Annotated in this window: 26 protein-coding genes; 15 read left to right on the top strand and 11 right to left on the bottom strand. The window is 71.3% G+C overall.

The window, feature by feature from the left end; genetic code table 11:
• Position 1 precedes the first annotated feature (1 nt).
• Positions 2-946 (bottom strand): M48 family metallopeptidase, encoded by a 945-nt coding sequence (locus tag ABD286_RS15760; RefSeq protein ID WP_344195166.1) that lies wholly within the window; start codon positions 944-946, stop codon positions 2-4.
• A 129-nt stretch (positions 947-1075) separates the two neighbouring features.
• Between ABD286_RS15760 and ABD286_RS15765 the strand changes: the two genes are divergently transcribed.
• Positions 1076-2374: an MFS transporter gene (locus ABD286_RS15765; protein ID WP_344195167.1), complete on the top strand. Its 1299-nt coding sequence runs from the start codon at positions 1076-1078 to the stop codon at positions 2372-2374.
• Here ABD286_RS15765 and ABD286_RS15770 read toward each other — a convergent pair.
• Complete coding sequence (locus ABD286_RS15770) at positions 2334-2879, bottom strand: ArsR/SmtB family transcription factor (protein WP_344195168.1); 546 nt, start codon at positions 2877-2879, stop codon at positions 2334-2336. The genes ABD286_RS15765 and ABD286_RS15770 overlap by 41 nt on opposite strands.
• Positions 2880-2936: 57 nt before the next feature.
• Between ABD286_RS15770 and ABD286_RS15775 the strand changes: the two genes are divergently transcribed.
• The 4 genes from ABD286_RS15775 (at position 2937) to ABD286_RS15790 (ending at position 7061) form a co-directional block, all read left to right on the top strand.
• Entirely contained in the window at positions 2937-3848 is a 912-nt protein-coding gene (locus ABD286_RS15775; protein WP_344195169.1) for a S41 family peptidase, read from the top strand.
• Between the two features lie 125 nt (positions 3849-3973).
• On the top strand, positions 3974-5812 hold the full coding sequence (gene lepA / locus ABD286_RS15780) for a translation elongation factor 4 (protein WP_344195514.1): 1839 nt from the start codon (positions 3974-3976) through the stop codon (positions 5810-5812).
• Positions 5813-5941: 129 nt separating this feature from the next.
• Positions 5942-6412: a hotdog fold domain-containing protein gene (locus ABD286_RS15785; RefSeq protein WP_344195170.1), complete on the top strand. Its 471-nt coding sequence runs from the start codon at positions 5942-5944 to the stop codon at positions 6410-6412.
• 79 nt (positions 6413-6491) lie between these two features.
• Complete coding sequence (locus ABD286_RS15790; RefSeq protein WP_344195171.1) at positions 6492-7061, top strand: dihydrofolate reductase family protein; 570 nt, start codon at positions 6492-6494, stop codon at positions 7059-7061.
• A gap of 17 nt (positions 7062-7078) precedes the next feature.
• Here ABD286_RS15790 and ABD286_RS15795 read toward each other — a convergent pair whose 3' ends face one another.
• Genes ABD286_RS15795 through ABD286_RS15815 form a run of 5 tightly spaced genes read right to left on the bottom strand, consistent with a single transcriptional unit; the run spans position 7079 to position 10173 of the window.
• Complete coding sequence (locus ABD286_RS15795; protein WP_344195172.1) at positions 7079-7783, bottom strand: VOC family protein; 705 nt, start codon at positions 7781-7783, stop codon at positions 7079-7081.
• Positions 7784-7838: 55 nt separating this feature from the next.
• Positions 7839-8429, bottom strand: coding sequence for an NUDIX hydrolase (locus tag ABD286_RS15800; protein ID WP_344195173.1), 591 nt, complete (start codon positions 8427-8429; stop codon positions 7839-7841).
• Positions 8426-9223, bottom strand: a complete 798-nt coding sequence (locus tag ABD286_RS15805) for a tyrosine-protein phosphatase (protein WP_344195175.1) — start codon at positions 9221-9223, stop codon at positions 8426-8428. Before ABD286_RS15805 ends, ABD286_RS15800 begins: the two co-directional genes overlap by 4 nt.
• A 9-nt stretch (positions 9224-9232) precedes the next feature.
• Positions 9233-9625 (bottom strand): hypothetical protein, encoded by a 393-nt coding sequence (locus tag ABD286_RS15810; protein ID WP_344195177.1) that lies wholly within the window; start codon positions 9623-9625, stop codon positions 9233-9235.
• 8 nt (positions 9626-9633) lie between these two features.
• A complete protein-coding gene (locus ABD286_RS15815) occupies positions 9634-10173 on the bottom strand; it encodes a hypothetical protein (RefSeq protein ID WP_344195179.1) in 540 nt (179 codons plus the stop codon).
• Between the two features lie 60 nt (positions 10174-10233).
• Here ABD286_RS15815 and hemW point away from each other — a divergent pair, with 60 nt between their 5' ends.
• A complete protein-coding gene (hemW, locus tag ABD286_RS15820) occupies positions 10234-11466 on the top strand; it encodes a radical SAM family heme chaperone HemW (protein ID WP_344195181.1) in 1233 nt (410 codons plus the stop codon).
• Between the two features lie 7 nt (positions 11467-11473).
• On the opposite strand, the gene ABD286_RS15825 is transcribed toward hemW, so the two are convergent.
• Positions 11474-11896, bottom strand: a complete 423-nt coding sequence (locus tag ABD286_RS15825; RefSeq protein WP_344195183.1) for a DUF4870 domain-containing protein — start codon at positions 11894-11896, stop codon at positions 11474-11476.
• Between the two features lie 113 nt (positions 11897-12009).
• Positions 12010-12885, bottom strand: coding sequence for a DUF3097 domain-containing protein (locus ABD286_RS15830; protein ID WP_344195185.1), 876 nt, complete (start codon positions 12883-12885; stop codon positions 12010-12012).
• A gap of 165 nt (positions 12886-13050) precedes the next feature.
• On the opposite strand from ABD286_RS15830, the gene hrcA reads away from it, so the two are divergent.
• The 3 genes from hrcA to ABD286_RS15845 all read left to right on the top strand — a co-directional run bounded on the left by hrcA (position 13051) and on the right by ABD286_RS15845 (position 16085).
• Complete coding sequence (hrcA, locus tag ABD286_RS15835) at positions 13051-14082, top strand: heat-inducible transcriptional repressor HrcA (RefSeq protein WP_344195187.1); 1032 nt, start codon at positions 13051-13053, stop codon at positions 14080-14082.
• Positions 14083-14165: 83 nt separating this feature from the next.
• Complete coding sequence (dnaJ, locus tag ABD286_RS15840) at positions 14166-15290, top strand: molecular chaperone DnaJ (RefSeq protein WP_344195189.1); 1125 nt, start codon at positions 14166-14168, stop codon at positions 15288-15290.
• Positions 15291-15341: 51 nt separating this feature from the next.
• On the top strand, positions 15342-16085 hold the full coding sequence (locus tag ABD286_RS15845; RefSeq protein ID WP_344195191.1) for a 16S rRNA (uracil(1498)-N(3))-methyltransferase: 744 nt from the start codon (positions 15342-15344) through the stop codon (positions 16083-16085).
• A 15-nt stretch (positions 16086-16100) separates the two neighbouring features.
• Here the strand turns inward: ABD286_RS15845 and ABD286_RS15850 are convergent, their stop codons facing one another.
• Both ABD286_RS15850 and ABD286_RS15855 read right to left on the bottom strand, forming a co-directional pair.
• A complete protein-coding gene (locus ABD286_RS15850; RefSeq protein ID WP_344195193.1) occupies positions 16101-17291 on the bottom strand; it encodes a Gmad2 immunoglobulin-like domain-containing protein in 1191 nt (396 codons plus the stop codon).
• A complete protein-coding gene (locus tag ABD286_RS15855; protein WP_344195195.1) occupies positions 17288-17890 on the bottom strand; it encodes a SigE family RNA polymerase sigma factor in 603 nt (200 codons plus the stop codon). Before ABD286_RS15855 ends, ABD286_RS15850 begins: the two co-directional genes overlap by 4 nt.
• Positions 17891-17960: 70 nt before the next feature.
• Here ABD286_RS15855 and ABD286_RS15860 point away from each other — a divergent pair, with 70 nt between their 5' ends.
• The 6 genes from ABD286_RS15860 (at position 17961) to ABD286_RS15885 (ending at position 24363) form a co-directional block, all read left to right on the top strand.
• Complete coding sequence (locus ABD286_RS15860) at positions 17961-18386, top strand: histidine triad nucleotide-binding protein (protein WP_344195197.1); 426 nt, start codon at positions 17961-17963, stop codon at positions 18384-18386.
• 24 nt (positions 18387-18410) lie between these two features.
• Positions 18411-19484, top strand: a complete 1074-nt coding sequence (locus tag ABD286_RS15865) for a PhoH family protein (protein ID WP_344195199.1) — start codon at positions 18411-18413, stop codon at positions 19482-19484.
• Positions 19462-19929, top strand: coding sequence for an rRNA maturation RNase YbeY (gene ybeY, locus ABD286_RS15870; RefSeq protein ID WP_344195201.1), 468 nt, complete (start codon positions 19462-19464; stop codon positions 19927-19929). The genes ABD286_RS15865 and ybeY overlap by 23 nt, the downstream gene beginning before the upstream one ends.
• A 10-nt stretch (positions 19930-19939) precedes the next feature.
• Positions 19940-21262, top strand: coding sequence for a hemolysin family protein (locus ABD286_RS15875; RefSeq protein ID WP_344195203.1), 1323 nt, complete (start codon positions 19940-19942; stop codon positions 21260-21262).
• Positions 21259-22230, top strand: a complete 972-nt coding sequence (era, locus tag ABD286_RS15880; RefSeq protein WP_344195205.1) for a GTPase Era — start codon at positions 21259-21261, stop codon at positions 22228-22230. The genes ABD286_RS15875 and era overlap by 4 nt, the downstream gene beginning before the upstream one ends.
• 366 nt (positions 22231-22596) lie before the next feature.
• Positions 22597-24363: a BCCT family transporter gene (locus ABD286_RS15885; RefSeq protein ID WP_344195516.1), complete on the top strand. Its 1767-nt coding sequence runs from the start codon at positions 22597-22599 to the stop codon at positions 24361-24363.
• Positions 24364-24402: the final 39 nt, after the last annotated feature.

Below are 24402 nucleotides of genomic sequence, written 5' to 3' on the forward strand. Positions count from 1 at the left end.
GTCAGGCGTTGGCCCTTGGCCGCCAGAGCAGGCGTCCGGGCCGGCGGCGGTCACGCAGCGCGTGCGATCGCCAGACGAGGACGGGGTGGCTGGCGAGGGCGTTGACGAGCCAGACGAAGAAACCCTTCTCCGTGGTGGCACGGTCGGCGAAGGCGTTCACGTCGACGGTGCGGTTGAGGTACTTGCCCGCGGCCAGGGTCGACATGGCTCCGGCGCTGCCGTGCGGGACGAGGGAGTAGCCGAAGTTGTCGGCCGTGTACTCCTGGCTCCGGCTCAGCGCGGAGCCCAGGAACGGCACCCACTGGGAGCCGCTGATGGCCACGATGCGCCAGTAGCTCGTGTGACCTGCGGCGATGTGGCCGACCTCGTGGCCGATGATGAAGCGCAGCGCGTCGGGCTGGCGGGCCTCGCCGCCGATCTCGAACAGGTCGCTGTAGAGGAAGATGAACCGCTTGAACCCGTGCCCCGAGGCGGCGGCGTTGATCATGCCGTTGCCGAGCACGACGTAGGCGTCGGGGACCTTGGGCAGCCCGTAGTGCGCGCAGGCGTCGAGGAGCATCTGGTGCGCCTCGGGGTACTGCGTCTCGCTGATCTTCACCCCGGTGAGGCGCTGCTGGGCGTAGAGCTGGCCACGCAGGAAGTAGACGAGGACCGGTGCCGCGAGCAGCAGGACGGCATAGGGGTCGGGGTCGCGCCGGTCGATGATCGCCGAGGTGATCTCGTACGTGCAGAACGACCACACGACGACCGACCCGAGGATGACCAGCACGAGGCAGAGGTTCTCGAGCGGGTGGCGCAGGTGGGAACGCACGCGTCGACGGAACCCGGGGGGTGCGAACGGCCCCTCCGGGCCGGACGGTCCGGCGGGGCCACCCTGGGTGGCGAACTGGTCGAGCGGGTGCGCGCCGCTCGGGTGCTGCTGTGGTGCCTGGGTCTGCTCGGCCATGGTCCCCTCGATGTGTGGTCGGCGTCGGGGTCGATCGTATGTCTCGGCCCGTGGTGGCTCGCGTCGAGGCGTGCGCAGGGCGTGGGACATTCGGGGAATGCACCTCCACGCACGATCTGTTGCACCGCTGTGACCGAGTCCGCCCCGCCCGCACCTGCCGCGCCCGCTCCCGGCGCCCTCGACGGCGCCGACCGCTCGGCCGCCCCGGCGATCGACCCGATGGTCGACCCGGTGGGCCCCCCGGTCCGCTCGACCCACACCAACCTCGCGCTCCTCGCGCTCGCCATCGGTGGCTTCGCGATCGGCACGACCGAGTTCGTGACCATGGGCCTGCTGCCCGAGGTCGCCGCCGGTGTCGGCATCTCGATCCCGACCGCGGGGCACGTCGTCTCGGCGTACGCCGCCGGTGTCGTCGTCGGTGCCCCCGTGCTGGCCACCCTCGGCTCGAAGATGCCCCGCAAGACCCTGCTGCTGTGGCTCATGGGTGGCTTCGCCGTCGCGAACGGACTGTCCGCGCTGGCCTCCAGCTACGGGCTGCTCATGGCCGCGCGCTTCCTGTCGGGCCTGCCGCACGGCGCGTACTTCGGCGTCGGTGCCTTGGTGGCGGCCTCCTTGGTGCCGGCCCACCGCCGCACCTGGGCCGTGTCGATGATGATCACCGGGCTGACCGTCGCCAACATCGTGGGGGTGCCGCTCACGACGCGCCTCGGTCAGTCCTACGGCTGGCAGTGGCCGTATGCAGCCGTGGCCGTCCTCGCCGCCATCACCGTGCTCGCCGTGTGGCGCTGGGTGCCGTTCTGCCCGCCCGACGGTGGCGCGACCATGCGGTCGGAGTTCTCGGCCCTGCGTCGTCCGCAGGTGTGGTTCGCGCTCGCGATCGGCACGGTCGGCTTCGGCGGGATGTTCGCGACGTTCTCCTACATCTCGCCGACGATGACCGAGCTCGGCGGGTTCAGCAAGGGCGCGATCCCGCTCATCCTCGCCGTCTACGGCGTGGGCATGACCGCCGGCGCCATGGCCTCGGGGCCGGTCTCCAGGCTCGGCCTCCTGCGCGGGATCGTCGTCGTCATGGGGACGATCGCCGTGATGCTGGCGCTCTTCGGCCCCGCCGTCGCGGCGTCGAAGTGGCTGGCGGTCGTGGCCGTCTTCATGCTCGGGCTGCTGCCCAGCGCACTGGTGCCCATGCTCCAGACCCGGCTGATGGACGTCGCCCACGAGGGGCAGTCGCTCGCCGCCGCCCTCAACCACTCCACCCTCAACCTCGCCAACGCCCTCGGCGCCTGGCTCGGCTCGATCGTGCTCTCCGCGGGCCTGGGGTACGAGTGGCCCTCGCGGCTCGGCGCCGTGCTCGCGGTCCTCGGTGTCGGCATCGCGCTGGCGTCCGGCATCACCGGCCGCCGTTCCGCCCAGGTCGCTCGAACACGCTGACCAGGACGCCGTGGGTCGGTTCGCCGACCGGTGCCTCGTCGAGGCCCTCGATGACGCGCTCGAGGTGTGCCGACAGGGCCTGCGCCTGGGCGCGCGTCAGCCGCACCCGACGCAGGTGCATGAGCGGTTCGCCGACCGCGGTGGCCAGCTCCTGGGCCACGGCCCCGAACAGCGCGGCCGTGTGGTCAGCGCCCTGCGGCCCGCTCGGGGTGCGCAGTCGTCGAGAGGTCCGGACCCAGTAGCGCTCCGTGCCACCGCGCACCGTGCGCGTCCGGTCCGCCCGGGCGAGACCGGCCCGTTCCAGGACCATGAGGTGGTGGGCGATGTTGCCCTTGTTGGAGGACAGCCGCTTCGCCAGCTGGCTCACGGTGGCGCCCTCCTGCCCGATCGTGAACAGGATCCGGTTGCGGAGGGGATGGGCCAGGGCCTTGAGCTGGGCGGGTTCGGTCGCCTCGACCACATCCGCCTCGACCACGTCCGCGTCGCCCACGTCGTCAGGGGTCACCCGTCAAGCGTCAAGAAAGTTTGACGCTTTGTCAACGGGGGCCGCACCCTCGGACGCATGACGACCGACACCCTCACGGCCACCTGGACCACCCCGATCCTCGAGCACTGCGCGGAGCTCGTCGACGCCCGATACGTCCTCCCGGAGGTCGCGCCGCGCGTCGCGGAGGCTCTGCGTGCCGCCGCCGCGGCGGGCAGGTATGCCGCGTGCACCGGTCCCGAGGACCTCGCCGTCGCCGTGACCGCGCACCTGCACGAGCTCACCGCAGACCTGCACCTGCGCCTGCTCTTCCACGCCGACGGTGCCATGGGGGAGCAGGACCCGGCCGCGCTGGAGGCCTACTGGCGTGAGGAGGCCCGCCGCACCGCCGGGGGCGTGCAGCGGGTCGAGCGGACGGCCTCCGGGGTCGGCGTCGTCGTGCTCGGCCCGGTGCTCTGCCACCCGGCCATGGGCGGCGACGCCGTCGCCGCGGCGATGTCGCTCGTGGCGGACGCCGATGCCCTCGTCCTGGACGTCCGTGGGTGCCGGGGCGGGAGCCCCGACGGCGTCGTGCTCCTGCTGAGCCACCTGTTCGAGCCCGAGCCGGTGCGCCTGGGCGACGTCGAGTCCCGCGAGGGCGGCACCCACCAGTACTGGACCCAGTCCGCGCTCGCGGGAAGGCGGTTCGGACCCGACAAGCCGGTGGCCGTGCTCACGTCGGCGGAGACGTTCTCCGGTGGGGAGGCGGTGGCGTTCGACCTGCAGGACCTGGGGCGGGCCACGGTCGTGGGGGAGCGCACCCGCGGTGGTGCCCACCCCCGGATCGGGGTGTCCGTCCACCCGCAGCTGGAGCTCAGCCTTCCGGTGGCCAGGTCGGTCAGCCCCCGCACCGGGGGGAACTGGGAGGGCGCGGGCGTCCTGCCGGACGTCGAGGTGGCGGCGTCGGACGCCCTCGACACCGCCCTGGCGTTCCTGGCGCCCACCGCCTGAGGGTCGGCGCGCCTGCGGTGCCGCCGCGTGGCGTCATGGGCAGGTCACGCGCACGGTCCCGCTCGTGGGAGGATGAACCGTTCCCCGCCGTCCCACCCGTGAGGTCGAGTCCACCCGTGTCCCCGATGGCCCGCACCGCGCTGCAGCCGCACGCAACGCCGCCGGACCTGATCCGGAACTTCAGCATCATCGCCCACATCGACCACGGCAAGTCCACGCTGGCCGACCGCATGCTCCAGGTCACCGGTGTCGTCGACGGTCGCGCGATGCGCGCGCAGTACCTCGACAAGATGGACATCGAGCGCGAGCGCGGCATCACGATCAAGAGCCAGGCCGTCCGCATGCCGTGGGAGCTCGACGGCACGACGTACGCGTTGAACATGATCGACACCCCCGGCCACGTCGACTTCACCTACGAGGTGTCCCGGTCGCTCGCCGCCTGCGAGGGTGCGGTCCTGCTCGTCGATGCAGCGCAGGGGATCGAGGCGCAGACGCTGGCGAACCTCTACCTCGCCATGGAGAACGAGCTCGCGATCATCCCGGTGCTCAACAAGATCGACCTGCCGGCGGCTCAGCCGGAGAAGTTCGCCGAGGAGCTCGCCGGACTGATCGGCTGCGAGCCCGAGGACTGCCTGCGCGTCTCCGGCAAGACCGGCGAGGGCGTGGAGCCGCTGCTCAACCAGATCGTCCGCCAGCTCCCGGCCCCCGTCGGCGACCCCGACGCCCCGGCGCGCGCGATGATCTTCGACTCGGTCTACGACACCTACCGCGGTGTGGTCACCTACGTCCGGGTCATCGACGGCAACCTCAACCCCCGCGAGAAGATCGCGATGATGTCGACCAAGGCGACCCACGAGCTCCTCGAGATCGGCGTCAGCTCACCCGAGCCCGCGCCGGCCAAGGGTCTCGGGGTCGGCGAGGTGGGCTACCTCATCACCGGGGTGAAGGACGTGCGGCAGTCCAAGGTCGGTGACACCGTCACCAACGCGGCCAAGCCGGCCAAGGAGGCCCTCGGCGGCTACCGCGACCCCAAGCCGATGGTGTTCTCGGGGCTCTACCCGATCGACGGCTCCGACTACCCGGACCTGCGTGACGCCCTCGACAAGCTCAAGCTCAACGATGCGGCCCTGGTCTACGAGCCCGAGACGTCGGCGGCCCTCGGGTTCGGCTTCCGCATCGGGTTCCTCGGCATGCTGCACCTCGAGATCGTGCGCGAGCGCCTCGAGCGCGAGTTCGACCTCGACCTCATCTCGACCCTGCCCAACGTCGTCTACGACGTGACGATGGACGACGGCAAGGTCCTCACGGTCACCAACCCGAGCGAGTACCCCTACGGCAAGGTCTCCTCGGTCACCGAGCCCGTCGTGCGCGCCACGATCCTCGTGCCGAGCGAGTTCATCGGCGCCGTCATGGAGCTGTGCCAGCAGAAGCGCGGCAACCTGCGCGGCATGGACTACCTGTCCGAGGAGCGCGTCGAGATGCGCTACACGCTGCCGCTCGCGGAGATCGTCTTCGACTTCTTCGACCAGCTCAAGTCGCGCACCCGCGGCTACGCCTCGCTCGACTACGAACCCGACGGTGAGCAGGAGGCCGACCTCGTCAAGGTCGACATCCTGCTCCAGGGCGAGACCGTCGACGCCTTCTCCTCGATCGTCCACAAGGACAAGGCCTACGCGTACGGCGTGATGATGGCCAGCAAGCTCAAGGACCTCATCCCGCGCCAGCAGTTCGAGGTGCCGATCCAGGCCGCCATCGGCGCGCGGATCATCGCCCGCGAGAACATCCGGGCGATCCGCAAGGACGTCCTGGCCAAGTGCTACGGCGGCGACATCAGCCGCAAGCGCAAGCTGCTCGAGAAGCAGAAGGCCGGCAAGAAGCGGATGAAGAACATCGGCTCGGTCGAGGTCCCGCCGGAGGCGTTCATCGCAGCGCTGTCCAACGACGGCGAGAAGGCCAAGAAGTAGGTCTCGTCGACCCCGGTGGGTCCTCGTCGAGCTTTGGGTGTCCTGACAGTCGGAAGTCCGACCGTCTGGACACCCAAAGCTGATGAAGGGGAGCAACTCGGTGCGGTTACCCATGGGTAATATCGCCGCATGGTCGACACCTACGCGCTCTACCGACGGCTCTCGCGCCTGCCCCGCGGACGGACGGTCTTCTCGCTCGTATTCGAGCAGGCGGCTCCGTACTTCCGCACCGCGCGACCGCGCTTCGTCGAGCTCGGGCCGAACCGTGCCGTGCTGACGATCCGCAGGCGCCGCCGGGTCCAGAACCACCTGGGCACCGTGCACGTCATCGCGATCTGCAACGGGCTCGAGGCGGCGATGGGCGCGCTCGCCGAGGCGACGATCCCGACGCACCGCCGCTGGATACCGAAGGGCATGGAGGTCGACTACGCCGCGAAGGCGACGACCGACATCACCTGCGTCGCCACCACCGACCCTGCCGACTGGGCGCGGGCCGGCGACGTCGAGGTCCCCGTCCGCGTGGTCGCGACCCGGGCCGACGGCACCGCCGTGGTCGAGGGGACCATCCGGCTCTGGGTCACCGACAAGCCGACCCGGTGACCCGCGTCAGTGCTGTTCCCGAGCGGCACAGGGCTGGGTAGAGTCCGAAAACCCGCCCTGCCACTGAGGGAGTACTCCGATGAGACCACTTCGGTACGGCATCAACGTCACGCTCGACGGCTGCTGCCACCACGAGGCGGGACTGCCTCCCGACGAGGAGTCGATGGCGTTCTGGACGGCCGAGCTCGAGCGCGCCGACGCATTGCTCTACGGCCGGGTGACCTACTCGATGATGGAGTCGGCGTGGCGGCGGCCGGCGGACGGCGGGTGGCCCGACTGGATGGGTGACGAGGACATCCCGTTCGCCGAGTCCATCGACCAGAAGCCGAAGTACGTCGTGTCCAGCACCGTGGCCGAGGTCGACTGGAACGCCGAGCTGCTCACGGGCGACCTGCGGGAAGCGGTGCAGCGGCTCAAGGACGAACCGGGCGACGGCCTGTCCGTGGGGGGCGTGACCCTGCCCCTGGCACTGGCCGACCTGGGGCTGATCGACGAGTACACCTTCGTCGTGCACCCGGTCCTGGCCGGTCATGGTCCGACCCTGCTCTCGGGGCTGCGCGAACGCGTCAGGCTCGAGCCGCTGGACCGTCGGGAGTTCCGGTCGGGAGCGGTGGCGCTGCGGTTCCGCCCGGTGACCACGGCCGGGTGACGCGACCGCCGGGGGTCTCAGCTCGAGGACGGTGGCTCGGCGACGCAGAGCACCCCGCGGTTGCCGTCTGGGTCGGCCACGACGACGAGCGAGGGTGCCTCGCTGTCGTCCACCACGGTGCCGCCCGCGGCCACGACGGCGGCGAGGCGCTGCTCGGCCACCTCGGCCGGCACGTAGACCTCGACGTGGAAGCGTTGGGGCCGACCATCGTTCTCGTCCGGGTCGCCGAACCACAGGTTCGGGACCCGCCCGGTCGCGTCGCGGACCTCGTCCCCGGGCGTCCCGCGGCCCTGGGCGGCGGGGTCACCGGTCAGCAGCGCGGCCCAGACCGGGGCGATGGTCGCCGAACGGCGGGTGTCGAGGCCGAGCTCGAGCACGCTGACCGATGTCGGGTCGGCGGTCAGCCCGTGCTCGGCAGCGACCCGGGAGACCTCGCGGGCGAGGTCGACGTCCTGCTGGGTCGGCCACTGGACGACGTGCTCGGTGCCGTCGTCCTCGCGGTAGATCGCGTCGTCGGTGACCAGCTTGAGGTCGACGTATCCCGGCCCCAGCCCCACGCTCGGGTGGTGGCCCAGCGCGTCTCCCGCCTCACCCACAGCGGTGACGAACCGGGCGCCGGCCGCGAAGTCGTCGACGAGGAACCGCGCGTGCAGCCCCTGCGCCAGCTTGCGCCAGTCGGTCAACCCGGCCTGGGCGATCTGTCCCCCCCGCAGCATGTCCATTCCCGGACGATAGCCGCGATCTGCCCTCCCCGGACCGGTTGCGCGTCAGCAGCTGTCAGACCGGGACGGTGGACTCCTCCACGGTGCCGAGGTCGAGCGGCGGCGTCGTGCCACCAGCGGAGACGTCCTCACGGGCGGCCTCGGCGGTGTCCTCGGTGGTGGGCCCGGCGATGTCCTCGGCGAGGGACCAAAGCGTGAGTACGGCGCGTGGCCAGATCTCCTCGTCCGTCGCCGCGAGCTCGTCCCGCGTCCACCAGCGGTGCGCGGTCATGGTGAGCAGCTCCTGGTCGGTGTGCCCGACGGTGCTCACCTCGAACGCCGGCACCCTGACGTACCAGAACGCCTCGTCCTGGGTCGTGACGACGTCGCTGTACCCGTGCACGACGACACGGGTCGCCAACGGGCCGACGAGGTCCTGCGGTGAGACCTCGATCCCGGTCTCCTCGAAGACCTCGCGCACCGCGGCGTCGACGTCGGACTCGCCTGGCTCGACCCCGCCACCCGGCGTGATCCACCAGTGGGGGACCGGCTCCATACCGGGGTCGCTGTCGCGGAAGAGCAGCAGGCGGTCACGGTCGTCGACGAGCAGCACGCGCATCGCGCGCCGCCGACCCCGCGGGCGGACGTCGTCGGTGCGGCGCGTCATGCGCGCAGGCGGCCGCGGAGCTCCCCGACCTGGTAGCTGCTCCAGCCCTGGTCCTGCAACCAGCCGCTCGCACCGCCGTGCCGTTCGGCCAGGACCGTGAGGATCCGGGTCATCGTCTCCGGCCTGGGGCGGTGGTGGTCCATCGGCTGGCCCTTGAGGACCTCGCCGTACGCCGGACGCGCCGTCAGCCGCCCCACGATCTTCTCGATGCGCTCACCCGTCGCGACGTAGTCGGCAACGACGTCCTCGTCGGACACCCCGGCGACCGAGAGCGCGAGGCCCACGACGGTGCCGGTGCGGTCCTTGCCCGCGGCGCAGTGCACGATCGTCGCGCCGGGCGACTGCGCGATGACCTCGAGCGCGCCGAGGACCGAGTCCGGCCGGTCCGCGAGGTAGCCGAGGTAGTGGCTGGCCCAGTAGTCGTCGTCGAGCCGTGGGCGGGCGTCGGCAGCCTTCTGGTTCTTCTTCGACCACGGGACGACGAGGGCGTCCTCGGCGGTGATCTCGCGCTCGTCGTCGCGGAAGAGCGAGTAGCGGTGGTGGGTGGCGAGGCCACGCGCCTGCAACGGCGCCGGTCCCTCGATGTGGACCTCGACGTTGCTGCGCAGGTCGACGATGTCGCTGACGCCCACGACCTCGACGAGGTGGTCGATGTCGGCGTCGCTGAGGTCCTGGAGGTTGTCCGAACGCAGCAGTCGGCCGGTGGCGACGGTGCCCCCGTCCGTGGTGGGCAGGCCGCCCACGTCACGCATGTTGACGACGCCGTCGAGGTCGATCCAGCGGGAGGTGCTCACCCTTGGACCCTACGCGGAGCCGGTGTCCAGCAGGTGTCCGGCACCCTGCCCCTCGGCGGCGTCCACGACGGCGGCTGCGACGACGAGGTCGCTCAGGCCGTTGCCGAGGTTCTGGCAGACGACGCGCCCCCGGGGTCGAGGGGCGTCGAGCAGGTCGCCGGTCCACGCCGAGGCGGCCGGGTAGTCGCCCCACGCCGGACCGGTCCGGACCGCCTCGAACTGCGGGACGTGGTCGGCGACGAGCACCGCCGTGCGCGCCAGGTCGGGTCCCACCGAGCTCGCGTAGTCCAGCGGCAGCACGAGCGCCTCGGGGTCCAGCCAGGACGGGTCGAGCCAGGTGTCCGTGAGCCCGATGGACAGACCGGTGACGACGACCGGCCGTCCCTCGACCGCCTCACGCACGTCCCCCGTCACCTCCAACCGCACCGCCGGGACGTGCTCGGCGGCCCAGGCGGTGAGGTCGTCCCGCGCCTGCGGCCGGCGTAGACCGTCACGTCGTGGTGCCCCAGCGCGTCAAGGACGCGCAGGTGCGAGCGGGCCTGCACCCCGGCCCCGGTGAAGGCCACGGGTGCGCCGGGGGAGGCGAGGGCCGCGACGCAGGCGCCCGAGACCGCCGCGGTCCGTGCGGCCGTGAGGGCACCCGCCGACATGACTGCTCGCGGCACGCCGGTGTCACCGTCGTTGACCACCATGAGCCCGCTGGCCGTCGGCAGCCCGCGCCCCGGGTTCTCGGGAAAGATGCTGATCCACTTGCAGCCCAACAGGTTTCGCGCTGGGTATGCTGTCGGCATCGCGTTCGCGAACGCTCCTCCGGGCGCGTGGACGGCTGGCTTCGCCGGCACCTCGGCCTCGCCCCGGGCCAGGGCGACGAGCGCGTCGTGAACGAGCCGGACCGCGTCGGCGGGAGGGGGCAGGAGGGCCTCGACGTCGGCGTCGGTGAGGTGGCGCATCCGACGACGGTAGCCGCAGCCGACGACGGCGGTCGGCGCGGCTGCTGAGAGGATGACCGCATGCCCAGCGCCCTTCCCGACGGAGATCCCGCACCCGCCGACGGCGCCCTGCCCGAGTCCGCTCTGGCGACCCTGCCGATCCGGCCGTTCGGGATCTACCTGCACGTGCCGTTCTGCTCCGTGCGTTGTGGCTACTGCGACTTCAACACCTACACGCTCACCGAGCTCGGCAACGACGGCGCGAGCGTCGCGACGTTCGCCGGTGCCGCGGTGCGCGAGCTCGACCTCGCTGCTGCCGTCCTCGGCGACCGGGCACCGCAGGTGCAGACCGTGTTCATCGGGGGAGGCACCCCCACCATGCTGGCCGCGGCTGACCTCGCGGCGATGCTCGGCGGCATACGGGAGCGGTTCGGGCTGGCCGACGACGCCGAGGTGACCACCGAGGCGAACCCGGACTCGGTGACCCCCGAGGGGCTGCGCCGGCTCGCGGACGCAGGGTTCACCCGGGTCTCCTTGGGGATGCAGTCCGCCGTCCCGCACGTGCTGCGGACCCTCGAACGCACCCACGACCCGGCCAACGTCTCGCGCGCGGTCGACGCCGCGCGTGCCGCGGGGCTCCAGGTCAGCCTGGACCTGATCTACGGCACGCCGGGGGAGAGCCTCGACGACTGGCGCACGAGCCTGCGGACGGCGACCGACCTCGGGCCCGACCACGTCTCGGCGTACGCCCTCGTCGTCGAGGACGGCACCAAGCTCGCGGCCCAGGTCCGTCGCGGGCAGGTGCCGGCGCCCGAGGACGACGACGAGGCGGCCAAGTACGAGATCGCCGACGAGCACCTCACCGCGGCCGGCTTCGGTTGGTACGAGGTGAGCAACTGGGCCACCCGCGAGGACGCCCGCTGCCGCCACAACGAGGGCTACTGGGCCGACGGCAACTGGTGGGGGATCGGCCCCGGCGCGCACAGCCACGTCGGTGGCGTCCGGTGGTGGAACGTCAAGCACCCCAATGCGTATGCCGCCCGCGTCGCCTCACCGGGGACGAGCCCGGCGCACGGCCGCGAGACGCTCACCGACGAGCAGCGGTACGACGAGCGGGTGCTGCTCGGGGTGCGCCTGGTCGAGGGGCTACCGCTCGACGACCTGCAGCCGGAAGGGCGCACCGCCGTCGCCGGGCTGATCGCCGACGAGCTCGTGGACGCGACAGCGGCCCTGCGCCGTCAGCGGGTGGTGCTGACGAGGCGGGGCCGCCTGTTGGCCGACACCGTGGTGCGGCGGTTGCTCGGACTGCGTTAGCCCACGGTCACTTCACGAAGCTGGGCGTGAAGGGCGGGGAGTACCAGTCGCCCTTGTTCGCGGCGACGGCCGCGATGATGTGGATGACGAAGGCGAACAGCAGCGCCAGCCCGTAGGTGAAGAAGCCCACGAGCACGATCATCAGCGGGAACGAGATGAGCAGCACGATGCCCGTGATGATCTGGATGTTCAGCGAGTTGGCGGCGTGCTGGCGCACGAACGGGCCGCGGTCCTTGTACATCAGGTAGATGACCAGCGAGCCGACGAAGCCCAGGGTGCCGGCGCTCAGGACCATCGCGACGAGCGGGACCACGTGGGACAACGTCGCCCAGTTCCTCTCCTGCTCCGGCGTCATCGGGGCGGCGGGCGCGCCGTAGGCCGGTGAGGTGGGCTGGTCGGTGGGGGGCTGGTACTGGGGCTGCTCGGTCATGGTGCTCCTCCGTGGTGGTGTGCCACCAGTCAAACGCATGGTCGGCCGCGCGGACAGGACTTTCGGGGTCTGGCGAGGGGCGGGTCAGGGGCAGGTCAGGGACGACCCCGACGTCAGTGCCCCGGCTCGGTCACGAAGTCGATGAGCTCCTCGACGCTGGCGAGCAGCGTCGGCTCGAGGTCGGCGTAGGACCGCACCGTCCCGAGGATCTGCTTCCAGGCGCGGGCGATGTCGGCCTGGCTGTCGGCCTGCCACCCGAGGTGGTGGCAGATGCCGTGCTTCCACGACTGCCCGCGCGGGATCACCGGCCACTGCCGCAGGCCGAGCCGCTCGGGGCGGACCGACTGCCAGACGTCGACGTACGGGTGGCCGAGGATCTTGACGTGCGCGGCATACGGGCCCTTGCGGCAGGCCTGCACGACCTTGTCCTCCTTGGTGCCGGGGAGCAGGTGGTCGACGAGGACCCCCATCCGCTGTCCCGGACCGGGACGGAAGTCGCGGATGGCGCCGGCGAGGTCGTCGACTCCGTCGAGCATCTCCACGACGACTCCTTCGATGCGCAGGTCGTCGCCCCACACCTTCTCGACGAGCTCTGCGTCGTGCCGCCCCTCCACGAAGATGCGCGAACCACTGGCCACCCGGGCCTTGGCACCCTCGACGGCGCGCGATCCGGACGCGGTCCGTGAGGTCGCGGCCCTGGCCTCGGCGAGCTGCGCCCGGGCCGCGGCAGTCGGCGGGGTGAGGATCACGGGAGCCCCGTCGAGCAGGAACCCGGGCCCCATAGGGAAACCCTTGGTGCGCCCGCGCCGGTCCTCGAGGTGCACCACGCGCATGCCGCCGGCCTTCTCGACGCGCACGACGGCGCCGCACCAGCCGGTGTCGACGTCCTCGACGACCAGACCGGTCTCGGCCTCCACCTCGCGGGAGCGTCCCCGCGGGGGGACCTTCCAGTCGCCGGAGAGGACATCGGAGCCATAGCGGTCGGACACCGACGCAGGGTATGCCGCGTGGTCGCCGCCGTCCGCGAGGACGCGCCGCCGGTGCGGTGCCGCGGTCGGGAACACCGTAGACTTGGCACTCGCTGAGCATGAGTGCCAGCGTGGTCCGGCCCGCTGAGCGCTCACCCAACCAGACCGACCGCAGGGAGGTGTCCGATGAGCGAGGAACGTCGTCTCGCCGTGCTGCGCGCGATCGTGCAGGACTACGTCGAGACCTCCGAGCCCGTGGGGTCCAAGGCGCTCCTCGAGCGCCACCACCTCGGGGTCTCGGCTGCCACCGTCCGCAACGACATGGCTGCGCTCGAGGAGGAGGGGCTGATCGCCGCCCCCCACACGAGCGCGGGACGGGTCCCCACCGACGCGGGCTACCGGTTGTTCGTCGACCGGCTGAGCTCGGTCAAGCCGATGTCTGCCGCCGAGCGCTCGGCGATCGCGCAGTTCCTCGAGGGCGCCGTCGACCTCGACGACGTCGTCGCGCGCACCGTGCGGCTGCTGTCCTCGCTGACCCGCCAGGTCGCGGTGATGCAGTACCCGTCGCTGACGCGGTCCTCCGTGCGGCACATCGAGTTCGTCCCGATGGGCGCGACCCGCCTCATGGTCGTGCTCATCGTCAACACCGGCCGGGTCGAGCAGCGGGTCATCGAGACGACCCACGACCTGTCGACGACCGAGGGCGAGGCCACCCTCGGCCTGGTCCGCGCCAAGATCAACGCCAGTGCGGTGGGCCAGCGCCTCGTCGACGCCGCCGCGTCGCTCGCGTCGCTGCCCGACGAGTTCGAGCCGGCCGACCGCGACCTCGTGCGTGCCGTCGTCCGCTCCCTCGAGGACGCCCTGGTCGAGGAGCGCGAGGAGCGGGTCGTGCTGGCTGGCACCTCCAACCTCGCCCGGGTCGGCACCGACTTCCCGCTCAGCATCGGACCCGTCCTCGAGGCGCTCGAGCAGCACGTCGTGCTCCTCAAGCTGCTCGGGACCGCCCGCGAGAACAGCGACCTCGTCTCGGTCCGCATCGGGCACGAGAACCCGTTCGCGGGGCTCCAGTCCACCTCGGTCGTCGCGACCGAGTACGGCACCGGCTCCGACCTCGTGGCCGGGCTCGGCGTCCTCGGCCCCACCCGCATGGACTACCCCACGACGATGGCGTCGGTGCGGGCAGTCGCCACGTACGTCTCCCGCATCCTGGCGCAGTGAGGGCCCGGCCCGAGGACCTGCTCCGAGGGCCTGCCGCCACCGCACCACGACCACGCACCACGCACCACTGACAAGGACACTCGTTGAACGACTACTACCAGGACCTGGGCGTCTCCAAGGACGCGTCGCCGGAGGACATCAAGCGGGCGTACCGCAAGATGGCGCGCAAGCTGCACCCGGACGTCAACCCCAGCCCCGAGGCCGAGGAGCAGTTCAAGAAGGTCTCCCAGGCCTACGACGTCCTCTCGGACGCCGACAAGAAGCGCTCCTACGACCAGGGCGCCGACCCGTATGCCGCCGGTGCGGCCGGGTTCGGCCAGGGCTTCTCCTTCAGCGACATCATGGACGCGTTCTTCGGTGCCGGCGCCGGCCAGGCCCAGCGCGGACCGCGCTCGCGCCAGCGCCGCGGCCAGGACGCCCTGATCCGGCTCGACCTCGACCTCGCCGACGCCGTGTTCGGTGGTGAGCAGGAGCTCACCGTCGAGACCGCGGTCGTGTGCTCGACCTGCCACGGTGACGGCGCCCAGCCCGGCACGTCCCGCCGCACCTGCGACGTCTGCGCGGGTCGCGGTGAGATCCAGCAGGTGCAGCGGTCCTTCCTCGGCCAGGTCATGACGACCCGCCCGTGCATGACCTGCCAGGGCTACGGCGAGGTCCTCGTCAGCCCCTGCTTCGAGTGCTCCGGCGACGGGCGGGTCCGCACCCGCCGCAACCTGAAGATCAAGGTTCCGGCCGGCGTCGACACCGGCACGCGGATCCAGCTCACCGGCGAGGGTGAGGTCGGCCAGGGCGGCGGTCCCGCCGGCGACCTCTACGTCGAGGTGGCGGTCCGCCCGCACCAGACGTTCCAGCGCCGCGGCGACGACCTGCACTGCACGGTCGAGCTGCCGATGACCGCCGGAGCCCTCGGCACCACCCTCAAGCTCGACACCTTCGACGGCGTCAACGAGCTCGAGATCAAGCCGGGCACGCAGTCCGGTGACGTGATGACCGTGCGCGGCCTCGGCGTCACCCACCTGCGCGGTGGTGGCCGTGGCGACCTCATCGTCCACGCGACGATCCTCACGCCGACCAAGCTCGACGAGCAGCAGGAGGAGCTCCTGCGCCAGCTCGCCGCGCTGCGTGGCGAGGAGCGCCCCGAGGGCCGTATGACGCCCGCTCACCCGGGTCTGTTCGGCAAGCTCCGCGACGCCTTCAAGGCCAAGTAGGAGCTCGAGCCCGCGGCTCCCGCCCCCGGTCCCGATCTCTAGGCTGCCCGCATGACGCTCCCGCTGTTCCTGGTGGACCCCACCCTGCTCGCGGGGGTCGGGGTCGGCGACCGGGTCGTGCTCGACGGCCCCGAGGGGCGCCATGCGGCCACCGTCCGACGGATCGCGCCGGGTGAGCAGGTCCTGCTCGCCGATGGTGCCGGGCGGCGCGCGACGTGCGACGTGGTCGGGGCGGGGAAGGCCGAGCTCGAGCTCGTCGTGGCCGACCTGTCTGCCGAGGACGAGCCGAGCCCTAGGTTCGTTCTCGTCCAGGCGCTCGCCAAGGGGGACCGTGACGACCAGGCCGTCGAGGCGGCGACCGAGTTCGGGGTGGACGAGGTCGTCCCGTGGCAGGCCTCGCGCTGCATCGTCCAGTGGCGCGGCGACCGCGGCGACAAGGCCCGCCGCAAGTGGGAGTCGGCCGTCGTCGCAGCGGCCAAGCAGTCCCGCCGGTCGCGGGTGCCCGTCGTTGCGGAGCTGGCGACGACGAAGACCCTCGCCACGCGGGTCGCCGGCGCCGCGGCGGCATACGTGCTCCACGAGGACGCCACGCAGAGCCTTGCAGCACAGGCACTTCCGAGCGAGGGAGAGGTCCTCGTGGTCGTCGGTCCCGAGGGTGGGATCACCCCCGAGGAGGTGACCGCCCTCGAGGCCTCGGGTGCAGTCACGGTGCGGCTGGGGTCGACCGTGCTGCGCTCGTCGAGCGCCGGACCAGCGGCCCTGGCGGTGCTCAGCGCGGCGTCCCGCTGGCGCTGAACCCGCCCGGAAGGGCTACTTCACCGTGAAGGTGACCGAGTCCTCAGCAGCGACGGATCCGTCCTTGGCGCTCGCCTCGTAGACCTTGACCGTGTAGGTGCCGGGGGAGAGGGTGCCGAGGTCGAACGAGTAGGTGCCACGGCCGGGGGCGCCGAGGGTGGCCATGGCGTTGCCCCGCGTGACGAGCGTCGTGCCCCTGCGGAGCTCCCAGCTCACCGTCGCCTCGAACACGGTCGCCTCTCCGGCGACCTTGACGGTCGCTGCCGACGGCAGCACCTGGTCGCGGGTGGGCGAGGTGATCCAGACCGGGGCCAGGTCCTTCCAGGACTCGTCGGCCGATGGACGGGTGAACGCCTGGTCGGTCGCGATCGATCCGAACAGCTTCGTCCCGCCGCCCTCGATCTCGAACCGCACGGGCAGGTTGCCCCGGCCGACGGCGGCCTGGGCCGTCCAGACGAGCTGCTGCACGGCGAGGCGCTGGATCTCGGGGGTGAAACCCTCCGCACCGGGACCGCTCAGCCGGACCTCGATGGCGTCGGCGGTGACGGTCGCGGCGGTGACCGTCGTGCCGGACCACGGCTGGAGGTAGCCGTCGGTGTTGGAGTACGGCTGCGCGTTCACGGCCAGCCCCAGGGCGGCCACGACCTTGTCGACGTCCGTGGCGCCGGCGGGAAGGGGTGTGCGGACGAACTCACGGAAGAGCTTGTACGTGGGCACGGAGTCACCGATGGGGCCGACGAAGTACGCGGGGAGTGCCACCGTCGTCGCTGCCGGTCCCGAGGTGGTCGGGCCGGACGTCGACGGACCGGACGTGGACGCGCCCGACGTCGACGGGGCGGTGGTGGGCTGGTCGGTCGCGCTCGCGGTGCCGCTGGCCGTGCCCGTGGGTGCGGGTGCCGTGGCCGAGGGGCTCCCGGCCGGCGGGCCGGGGACCACGGACGGGTCCTGGTTCGAGACCCACACGCCTCCGGCGATGGCAGCGACGACGGCCGCGGCCGCGGCCGGGACGAGCCAGCGGCGCACCCCGGTGCCACCCGTCGCCGTGACGGGGCCGGCGGTGCGGGCCTCGTGCAGGATCGTGTCGAGCCGCTCGGCCGGTCTGACCCGACCCGCCTCCTGGCTCAGCGTGCGGCGCAGCTCGCGCTCGATGCGGTCGAACTCGCCGGGCTCGAAGTCGGGGTGCAGGAACTCGGTGCGGTCGCTCATGACGACACCTCCATCCGGTCGCGCAGGGCGGCGAGGCCGCGGTGGGCGTGGGCCTTGACCGAACCGGCGGAGATGCCGAGCGCGTCGGCGATCTCGGCCTCGCTCAGGTCGAGGTAGTAGCGCATCGTCAGGACCTCTCTCTGGCGCTGGGGCAACCGCCCGAGCGCCACGACCATGGAGCTGGTGGCTTCTGCGTCGAGGGCGCGCTCCTCGGCGCTCGCCTCGGTGCGTCGTGCGTAGGTGGTGGGCTCGCCCTGCTCCCGTGACAGGTACCGCTCCTCGACGCCGCGGTGGCGCAGGCCGGAGCGCGCTCCGTTCACGACGGCGCGGCGCAGGTAGGCCGCCGCGCTCTCGTGGTTGCGAAGGGAGTCCCAGCGGCGGTGCACCGCGATGAACGCGTCCTGCACGACCTCCTCGGCCGCTAGGTCGTCCCGCAGGAGGAGCCAGGCGAGGCGGACCAGTCCGGTCCAGTGGGCTGCATACAGCTCGGCGATGGCGACGTCGGCGCTCGGTGCGTCGGCGCCGGGGGTCCCGGCCCGTCCGCCGCCCGCACCGCCACGCCCGTTCCCGGGCTCCCCGCGGGGCTCGCGCTCTGCCACGCTCAACAGTCTCACGCTCCCTTGACGCGCAACCAGCGTCTTCGGTTGACCCGCCGATACGCTCGCCTGCATGACTGGTGCGACCGACTCAGCGCAGGATCCGACGGCGGAGCCCTCGAAACAGCCCACCGGCGCCGCCGCGCGCGCGACCGACCCCGACTGCCTGTTCTGCAAGATCGTCGCGGGCCAGATTCCGGCCACGGTGGTGCACGAGGACGAGGCCACGGTGGCATTCCGCGACCTCGACCCCCACGCCCCGACCCACGTGCTGGTCATCCCGCGACACCACGTGGCCACCGCCGCCGGTCTCGCCGCAGAGCGCCCGGAGGACGCGGCGGCGCTGCTGGTGGCCGTGGCGCAGGTCGCCGCGCAGGAAGGGGTCGCGGACACCGGCTACCGCACGGTGTTCAACACCGGCGCCGACGCCCAGCAGAGCGTCTTCCACGCCCACCTGCACGTGCTGGGCGGCCGGGCAATGGCGTGGCCACCCGGCTGAGCAGCACCGTAGACTGGCCCGACCATGCCTGATGCCGATCAGCCGACCACGCCGGGGGGCGCGCCCGAGAGCGTGCACTCCCTGCCCACCCACACCGTCGAGATCCCTCCGCAGGTCCAGATGGTCACCCTCCTCGGACCCCGCGACGAGCTGCTCCGCACGATGGAGCGTGCCTTCCCGCAGCTGCAGATCCACGTCCGCGGCAACGAGTTCCACCTCACCGGGCCCAGCGCCGAGGTGGCCCTGGCCGAGCGGACCATCGACGAGCTGCTCGCCGTGATCGAGGGCGGCCAGCCGCTGAACCGGGACGCCGTCGAGCGCTCCATCAGCATGCTGCGCGCCCAGACCACGGAGCGCCCCGCCGACGTGCTGACGATGAACATCGTCTCCTCGCGCGGCCGCACGATCCGCCCGAAGACGTTGAACCAGAAGCACTACGTCGACGCCATCGACACGCACACGGTCGTCTTCGGCATCGGCCCCGCCGGCACGGGCAAGACCTACCTCGCGATGGCCAAGGCCGTCCAGGCGCTCCAGGCCAAGCAGGTCAACCGCATCATCCTCACCCGACCGGCGGTGGAGGCGGGCGAGCGGCTCGGCTTCCTGCCCGGCACGCTCAACGACAAGATCGACCCCTACCTGCGCCCCCTCTACGACGCGCTGCACGACATGGTCGACCCCGAGTCGATCCCGCGCCTCATGGCCGCCGGGACGATCGAGGTGGCGCCGCTGGCCTACATGCGTGGCCGCACGCTCAACGACGCGTTCATCATCCTCGACGAGGCGCAGAACACCTCGCCCGAGCAGATGAAGATGTTCCTGACCCGACTGGGCTTCGGCTCCAAGATGGTCGTCACCGGCGACGTCACCCAGGTCGACCTGCCCGACGGCTCGCGGTCGGGGCTGCGCGTGGTGCGCGACATCCTCACCGGCGTCGACGACATCCACTTCTCGGTCCTCAGCCCGCAGGACGTCGTCCGGCACCGCCTCGTCGGTGCCATCGTCGACGCCTACGGCCGCTGGGACGACCAGCAGGGCGAGACGCACGGACAGCAGCAGGGAGGGCGGGTCCAGCGTGAGCGTCGACGTTCTCAATGAGACCGACCACCGGCTCGACGAGCTCGAGCTGGTGGCCCTGAGCAAGTACGTCATGAGCGAGATGCGGGTGCACCCCGGTGCCGACCTGTGCCTGCGCCTCGTGGACGAGGCCGCCATGGAGGTCCTCCACGTGCAGTGGATGGACCTGCCCGGACCCACCGACGTCATGTCGTTCCCGATGGACGAGCTGCGGCCCGGCCGGGACGGCGAGGAGCCCGAGGAGGGCGTCCTCGGCGACATCGTGCTGTGCCCGTCCGTCGCGGAGAAGCAGGCGGCCGAGGCCGGCCACGCCACCGAGGAGGAGCTCCTGCTCCTCACCACGCACGGCATCCTGCACCTGCTGGGCTACGACCACGCCGAGCCCGAGGAGGAGCGCGAGATGTTCGAGCTCCAGCGCCAGCTGCTGCTGACGTTCCTCGCGGGCCGTGGTCGCCCCACCACCTGATGGCACGACGATGACCCGACTCGTCCTGGCTGCGCTGCTCAGCATCGCGGTCGCCTTCCTGCTCTCCGCGTCCGAGGCCGCCCTGTGGCGGATGTCGCGGGTGCGGGCCCACGAGCTGCTCGAGGAGAAGCGCGCCGGCTCGAAGTCGTTGATGCGCATCGTCGGTGACAGCGCTGCATACCTGTCCGTCACGGCGTTCCTGCGCGTCGTGGCGGAGGCCACGACCGCCGTGCTCATCACGCTCGGGGCGGTCGACCTCGTCGATGGGTTCTGGAAGCCGCTGCTCATCGCGATCGGGGTGATGGCGCTCGTGTCGTTCGTCGTGGTCGGGGTGTCGCCCCGCACGCTCGGCCGGCAGAACTCTGATGCCGTCGCGCTCATCGCCTCCCCGGTCATCGTGTGGCTGCGGACCCTGCTCGGGCCGGTCGCCCGCGTCCTCATCGCCCTCGGCAACGCCGTGACCCCGGGACGGGGCTACCGCGACGGGCCGTTCCAGAGCGAGTCGGAGCTGCGCGACCTCGTCGACCTGGCGGGGGAGAGCTCGGTCATCGAGGCCGGCGAGCGGGAGATGATCCACTCGGTCTTCGAGCTCGGTGACACCGTCGCTCGTGAGGTGATGGTCCCGCGCACCGACATGGTGACCATCGACGGTGAGAAGTCGCTGCGCTCGGCGATGTCGCTGTTCCTGCGGTCCGGGTTCTCCCGCATCCCGGTCGTCGGCGACGGGTCCGACGACATCCTCGGCCTGCTCTACTTCAAGGACGTCGCCCGCCGCGTCAACGCCGACCACGACGCGGGGTCGCTGCCCGTGACGACGCAGATGCGCCCGATGCACTACATCCCCGAGAGCAAGCCGGTCGACGACCTGCTGCGCGAGATGCAGCGCGACCAGAGCCACTTCGCCGTGGTCGTCGACGAGTACGGCGGCACCGCAGGGCTGGTCACCATCGAGGACATCATCGAGGAGATCGTGGGTGAGATCGCCGACGAGTACGACCGCGAGGCCCCCGGTGTCGAGGACCTCGGCGACGGTTCCGTGCGGGTGCCCGCGACGATGGACATCGACGACCTGGCCGACCTGTTCGACGTCGAGATCGACGAGGACGAGGTCGACACCGTGGGGGGCCTGATCGGCAAGAGCATCGGCCGGGTGCCGATCGTCGGCTCGCGCGCGGAGGTGTCCGGGCTCGCCCTGACCGCCGAACGCATGGCGGGTCGCCGCCACCGGATCGCCTCGGTGATCGTGACCCGGATCCCGGTGACGCCCGAGGGTGGGTCCGAGGACGCCTCCGAGCGCACTACGGTGGAGCCCGAGCGCGAGGGAGTGTCATGACTGCGAGTGGTTCCGGATCATCCGAGGGGTATGCCGACGGGTCGCCGTCGGGGGAGAAGCCGTACCTGGCCGGGTTCGCCTGCCTCGTGGGCCGTCCCAACGCCGGGAAGTCCACGCTGACCAACGCGATGGTCGGGCACAAGGTCGCCATCACGTCGTCCAAGCCGCAGACCACGCGCCATACCATCCGCGGGATCGTCACCAACGAGCGCTCGCAGCTCGTCCTCGTCGACACGCCGGGCCTGCACAAGCCGCGCACCCTGCTGGGGGAGCGGCTCAACGACGTCGTGCGCGAGACGCTGCTCGAGGTCGACGTCATCGGGTTCTGCCTCCCGGCGGACCAGAAGATCGGGCCCGGCGACGGGTTCATCGCCCGTGAGCTCAAGGAGATCCAGCAGGGCAAGCGTCGTCCGGTCGTGGCGATCGCCACCAAGACCGACCGGGTCGACCGGCAGCGGCTGGCCGAGCACCTCATCTCCATCGACCAGCTCGGCTCGTGGGACGCCATCGTGCCCTGCTCGGCCGTCGACGGTTCGCAGGTCGGCGAGGTCACCGAGGTGCTGTCGAGCTACCTGCCGACGTCACCCGGTCCGTTGTACCCCGCAGGCACCCTCACCGACGAGCCGCAGATGGTGATGATCGCCGAGCTCGTCCGCGAGGCTGCCCTCGAAGGGGTCCGCGACGAGCTCCCGCACTCGTTGGCCGTCGTGGTCGAGGAGATGGTCCAGCGCCCCGACCGCCCGGCCGACAAGCCGATGCTCGACGTGCGGGTCAACGTCTTCGTCGAACGGTCGTCGCAGAAGGCCATCATCATCGGCCGCGGTGGTTCGCGGCTGCGTGAGGTGGGCACCAACGCCCGGGTGGGGATCGAGGAGCTGCTCGGCCAGCGGGTGTACCTCGACCTGCACGTGAAGATCGCCAAGGACTGGCAGCGCGACCCCAAGCAGCTGCAGCGCCTGGGTTTCTGACCCGGAGGCGCAGCCGGCCCGGCGACCGTGGCTGCTGCGGCCCGGACGGCGCGTGCGTGGTTTGCGGGGTTCACGGGGTTTGCGCGACGAGTGGTGAGGGTCACGGCATACGCGGATCTCGTTGCGCACCAACAGGTTCGGTGAAGTGACGGGAGAGTTCCCGCGGTCCGCGATTTGAGATGTGTGCTCCTTCTCGGCACAGTGGGCGGTTGACCAACGACGGTTTTGTTACGCAACTACCCCAGAACAGCGAAGGAGCGGCGCCCTCCCCAACGAGGGCGCCTACACCACGTGGACACGACACTGACCAAGACAGGCCCGGCCGCACCGGCCCAGGCCGCGGGCGAGAACGACGCCCTCGACGCCCTGCACCCCGCCCTCGACCCCGTCATCGAGGAGCACCCTGCCGAGGAGCCCCAGAAGGTCGACACGATCGTCTTCGGAGTGACCGCGGCGATCGCGATCGCGTTCGTGCTGTGGGGATTCCTCAGCACAGACACCCTGAGCTCGGCCTCTGGCGCCGGCCTGGGCTGGGTCGTGCACAACATGGGCTGGTTGTTCTCGTTGCTCGCCTCCGGCTGTGTCCTGTTCGTCATCTGGCTCGCCGCCAGCAAGTACGGGCGCATCCCGCTCGGCCGTGACGACGAGGAGCCGGAGTTCAGGACGGTCTCGTGGATCGCCATGATGTTCTCCGCGGGCATGGGCATCGGCCTGATGTTCTACGGCGTCTCCGAGCCGCTCTCGCACTTCGTCACCCCGCCGCCCGGGACCGGTGCCGCCGGGAATCCCGAGGCCGTGCAGAACGCCATGGCCACCACGCTCTTCCACTGGACCCTGCACCCGTGGGCGATCTACGCGGTCGTCGGCCTCGCGGTCGCCTACGGCGTCTTCCGCAAGGGCCGCTCGCTGCTCATCAGCTCGGCGTTCGCGCCGCTCCTCGGCGAGAGGCGCGCCGGTGGCCCTGCCGGTCGCGTCATCGACATGCTCGCCATCTTCGCGACGCTGTTCGGCTCAGCCGCCTCCCTGGGGCTCGGCGCCCTGCAGATCGGCTCCGGCCTCGAGATCGTCGCCGGCCTCGGGAAGACCGGCAACATGGTGCTCGTCGCCATCATCGCGGTGCTGACCGTGTGCTTCATCCTCTCGGCGGTCTCCGGCCTCGCCAAGGGCATCCAGTGGCTGTCCAACATCAACATGGTGCTGGCCCTGGCCCTCGCCGCCTTCGTCTTCGTCGTCGGCCCGACGGTCTTCATCCTCAACCTCATCCCGACCGAGGTCGGCAGCTACTTCCAGAACCTCGCCATGATGTCGGCGCGCACCGACGCCGCGGGCGGCGACGCCATGCAGGAGTGGCTGTCCGGCTGGACGATCTTCTACTGGGCGTGGTGGGTCAGCTGGACCCCCTTCGTCGGCATGTTCATCGCGCGCATCTCGCGCGGGCGCACCATCCGCCAGTTCGTCACCGGTGTCCTGCTCGTGCCGAGCGTCGTCTCGCTCGTGTGGTTCGCGATCTTCGGTGGCGCCGGCATCGACATGCAGCGCGGTGGCACGGACGTCGCCGGCGCAGGGTCGGCCGAGGGCACGCTCTTCGAGATGCTCTCGCACATGCCGCTGGCCACGATCACCTCGGTGCTCGTCATGGTCCTCGTCGCGATCTTCTTCATCTCCGGTGCCGACGCGGCCTCGATCGTCATGGGCACGCTCTCCGAGCGGGGCACCCTGGCGCCGAGCCGCAAGACGGTGATCTTCTGGGGCGCGGCCACCGGTGCCGTCGCCGCCGTCATGCTCCTCGTCGGTGGTGAGGACGCCCTGTCGGGTCTGCAGAACATCACCATCGTGGCTGCCCTGCCGTTCCTGCTCGTGATGATCGGGCTGGCCATCGCGCTGGTCAAGGACCTGAGCAGCGACCCGATGATCGTGCGTCGGGCCTACGCCGTGGCTGCCGTCGAGCAGGCCGTCGTCGCGGGGGTCACCGAGCACGGGGACGACTTCACGCTGACGTACGAGGAGTCCGCACCCGGTGAGGGTGTCGGCGACCTGGTGCCGACGGCACCGACGACCGACAGCGAGCTGGACGACAGGCAGGACGACGAGCTCGTGGCTGCCGATGTGCGCGCAGGTTCTGCCACATCGTGAGCCGCTGAGCCGGTGCACGACCGAGCCGACCTATCCTTG

This window comes from Pedococcus aerophilus (assembly GCF_039532215.1).
GTDB classification, from domain to species: Bacteria; Actinomycetota; Actinomycetes; order Actinomycetales; family Dermatophilaceae; genus Pedococcus; species Pedococcus aerophilus.

Excerpts from the sequence above, each read along its gene's own strand:
- ABD286_RS15760 (WP_344195166.1), bottom strand. The coding sequence starts at position 946 with ATGGCCGAGCAGACCCAGGCACCACAGCAGCACCCGAGCGGCGCGCAC.
- ABD286_RS15775 (WP_344195169.1), top strand. The coding sequence starts at position 2,937 with ATGACGACCGACACCCTCACGGCCACCTGGACCACCCCGATCCTCGAG.
- lepA (WP_344195514.1), top strand. The coding sequence starts at position 3,974 with ATGGCCCGCACCGCGCTGCAGCCGCACGCAACGCCGCCGGACCTGATC.
- ABD286_RS15785 (WP_344195170.1), top strand. The coding sequence starts at position 5,942 with ATGGTCGACACCTACGCGCTCTACCGACGGCTCTCGCGCCTGCCCCGC.
- ABD286_RS15790 (WP_344195171.1), top strand. The coding sequence starts at position 6,492 with ATGAGACCACTTCGGTACGGCATCAACGTCACGCTCGACGGCTGCTGC.
- ABD286_RS15795 (WP_344195172.1), bottom strand. The coding sequence starts at position 7,783 with ATGGACATGCTGCGGGGGGGACAGATCGCCCAGGCCGGGTTGACCGAC.
- ABD286_RS15800 (WP_344195173.1), bottom strand. The coding sequence starts at position 8,429 with ATGACGCGCCGCACCGACGACGTCCGCCCGCGGGGTCGGCGGCGCGCG.
- ABD286_RS15815 (WP_344195179.1), bottom strand. The coding sequence starts at position 10,173 with ATGCGCCACCTCACCGACGCCGACGTCGAGGCCCTCCTGCCCCCTCCC.
- hemW (WP_344195181.1), top strand. The coding sequence starts at position 10,234 with ATGCCCAGCGCCCTTCCCGACGGAGATCCCGCACCCGCCGACGGCGCC.
- ABD286_RS15825 (WP_344195183.1), bottom strand. The coding sequence starts at position 11,896 with ATGACCGAGCAGCCCCAGTACCAGCCCCCCACCGACCAGCCCACCTCA.
- hrcA (WP_344195187.1), top strand. The coding sequence starts at position 13,051 with ATGAGCGAGGAACGTCGTCTCGCCGTGCTGCGCGCGATCGTGCAGGAC.
- ABD286_RS15845 (WP_344195191.1), top strand. The coding sequence starts at position 15,342 with ATGACGCTCCCGCTGTTCCTGGTGGACCCCACCCTGCTCGCGGGGGTC.
- ABD286_RS15850 (WP_344195193.1), bottom strand. The coding sequence starts at position 17,291 with ATGAGCGACCGCACCGAGTTCCTGCACCCCGACTTCGAGCCCGGCGAG.
- ABD286_RS15860 (WP_344195197.1), top strand. The coding sequence starts at position 17,961 with ATGACTGGTGCGACCGACTCAGCGCAGGATCCGACGGCGGAGCCCTCG.
- ABD286_RS15865 (WP_344195199.1), top strand. The coding sequence starts at position 18,411 with ATGCCTGATGCCGATCAGCCGACCACGCCGGGGGGCGCGCCCGAGAGC.
- ABD286_RS15875 (WP_344195203.1), top strand. The coding sequence starts at position 19,940 with ATGACCCGACTCGTCCTGGCTGCGCTGCTCAGCATCGCGGTCGCCTTC.
- era (WP_344195205.1), top strand. The coding sequence starts at position 21,259 with ATGACTGCGAGTGGTTCCGGATCATCCGAGGGGTATGCCGACGGGTCG.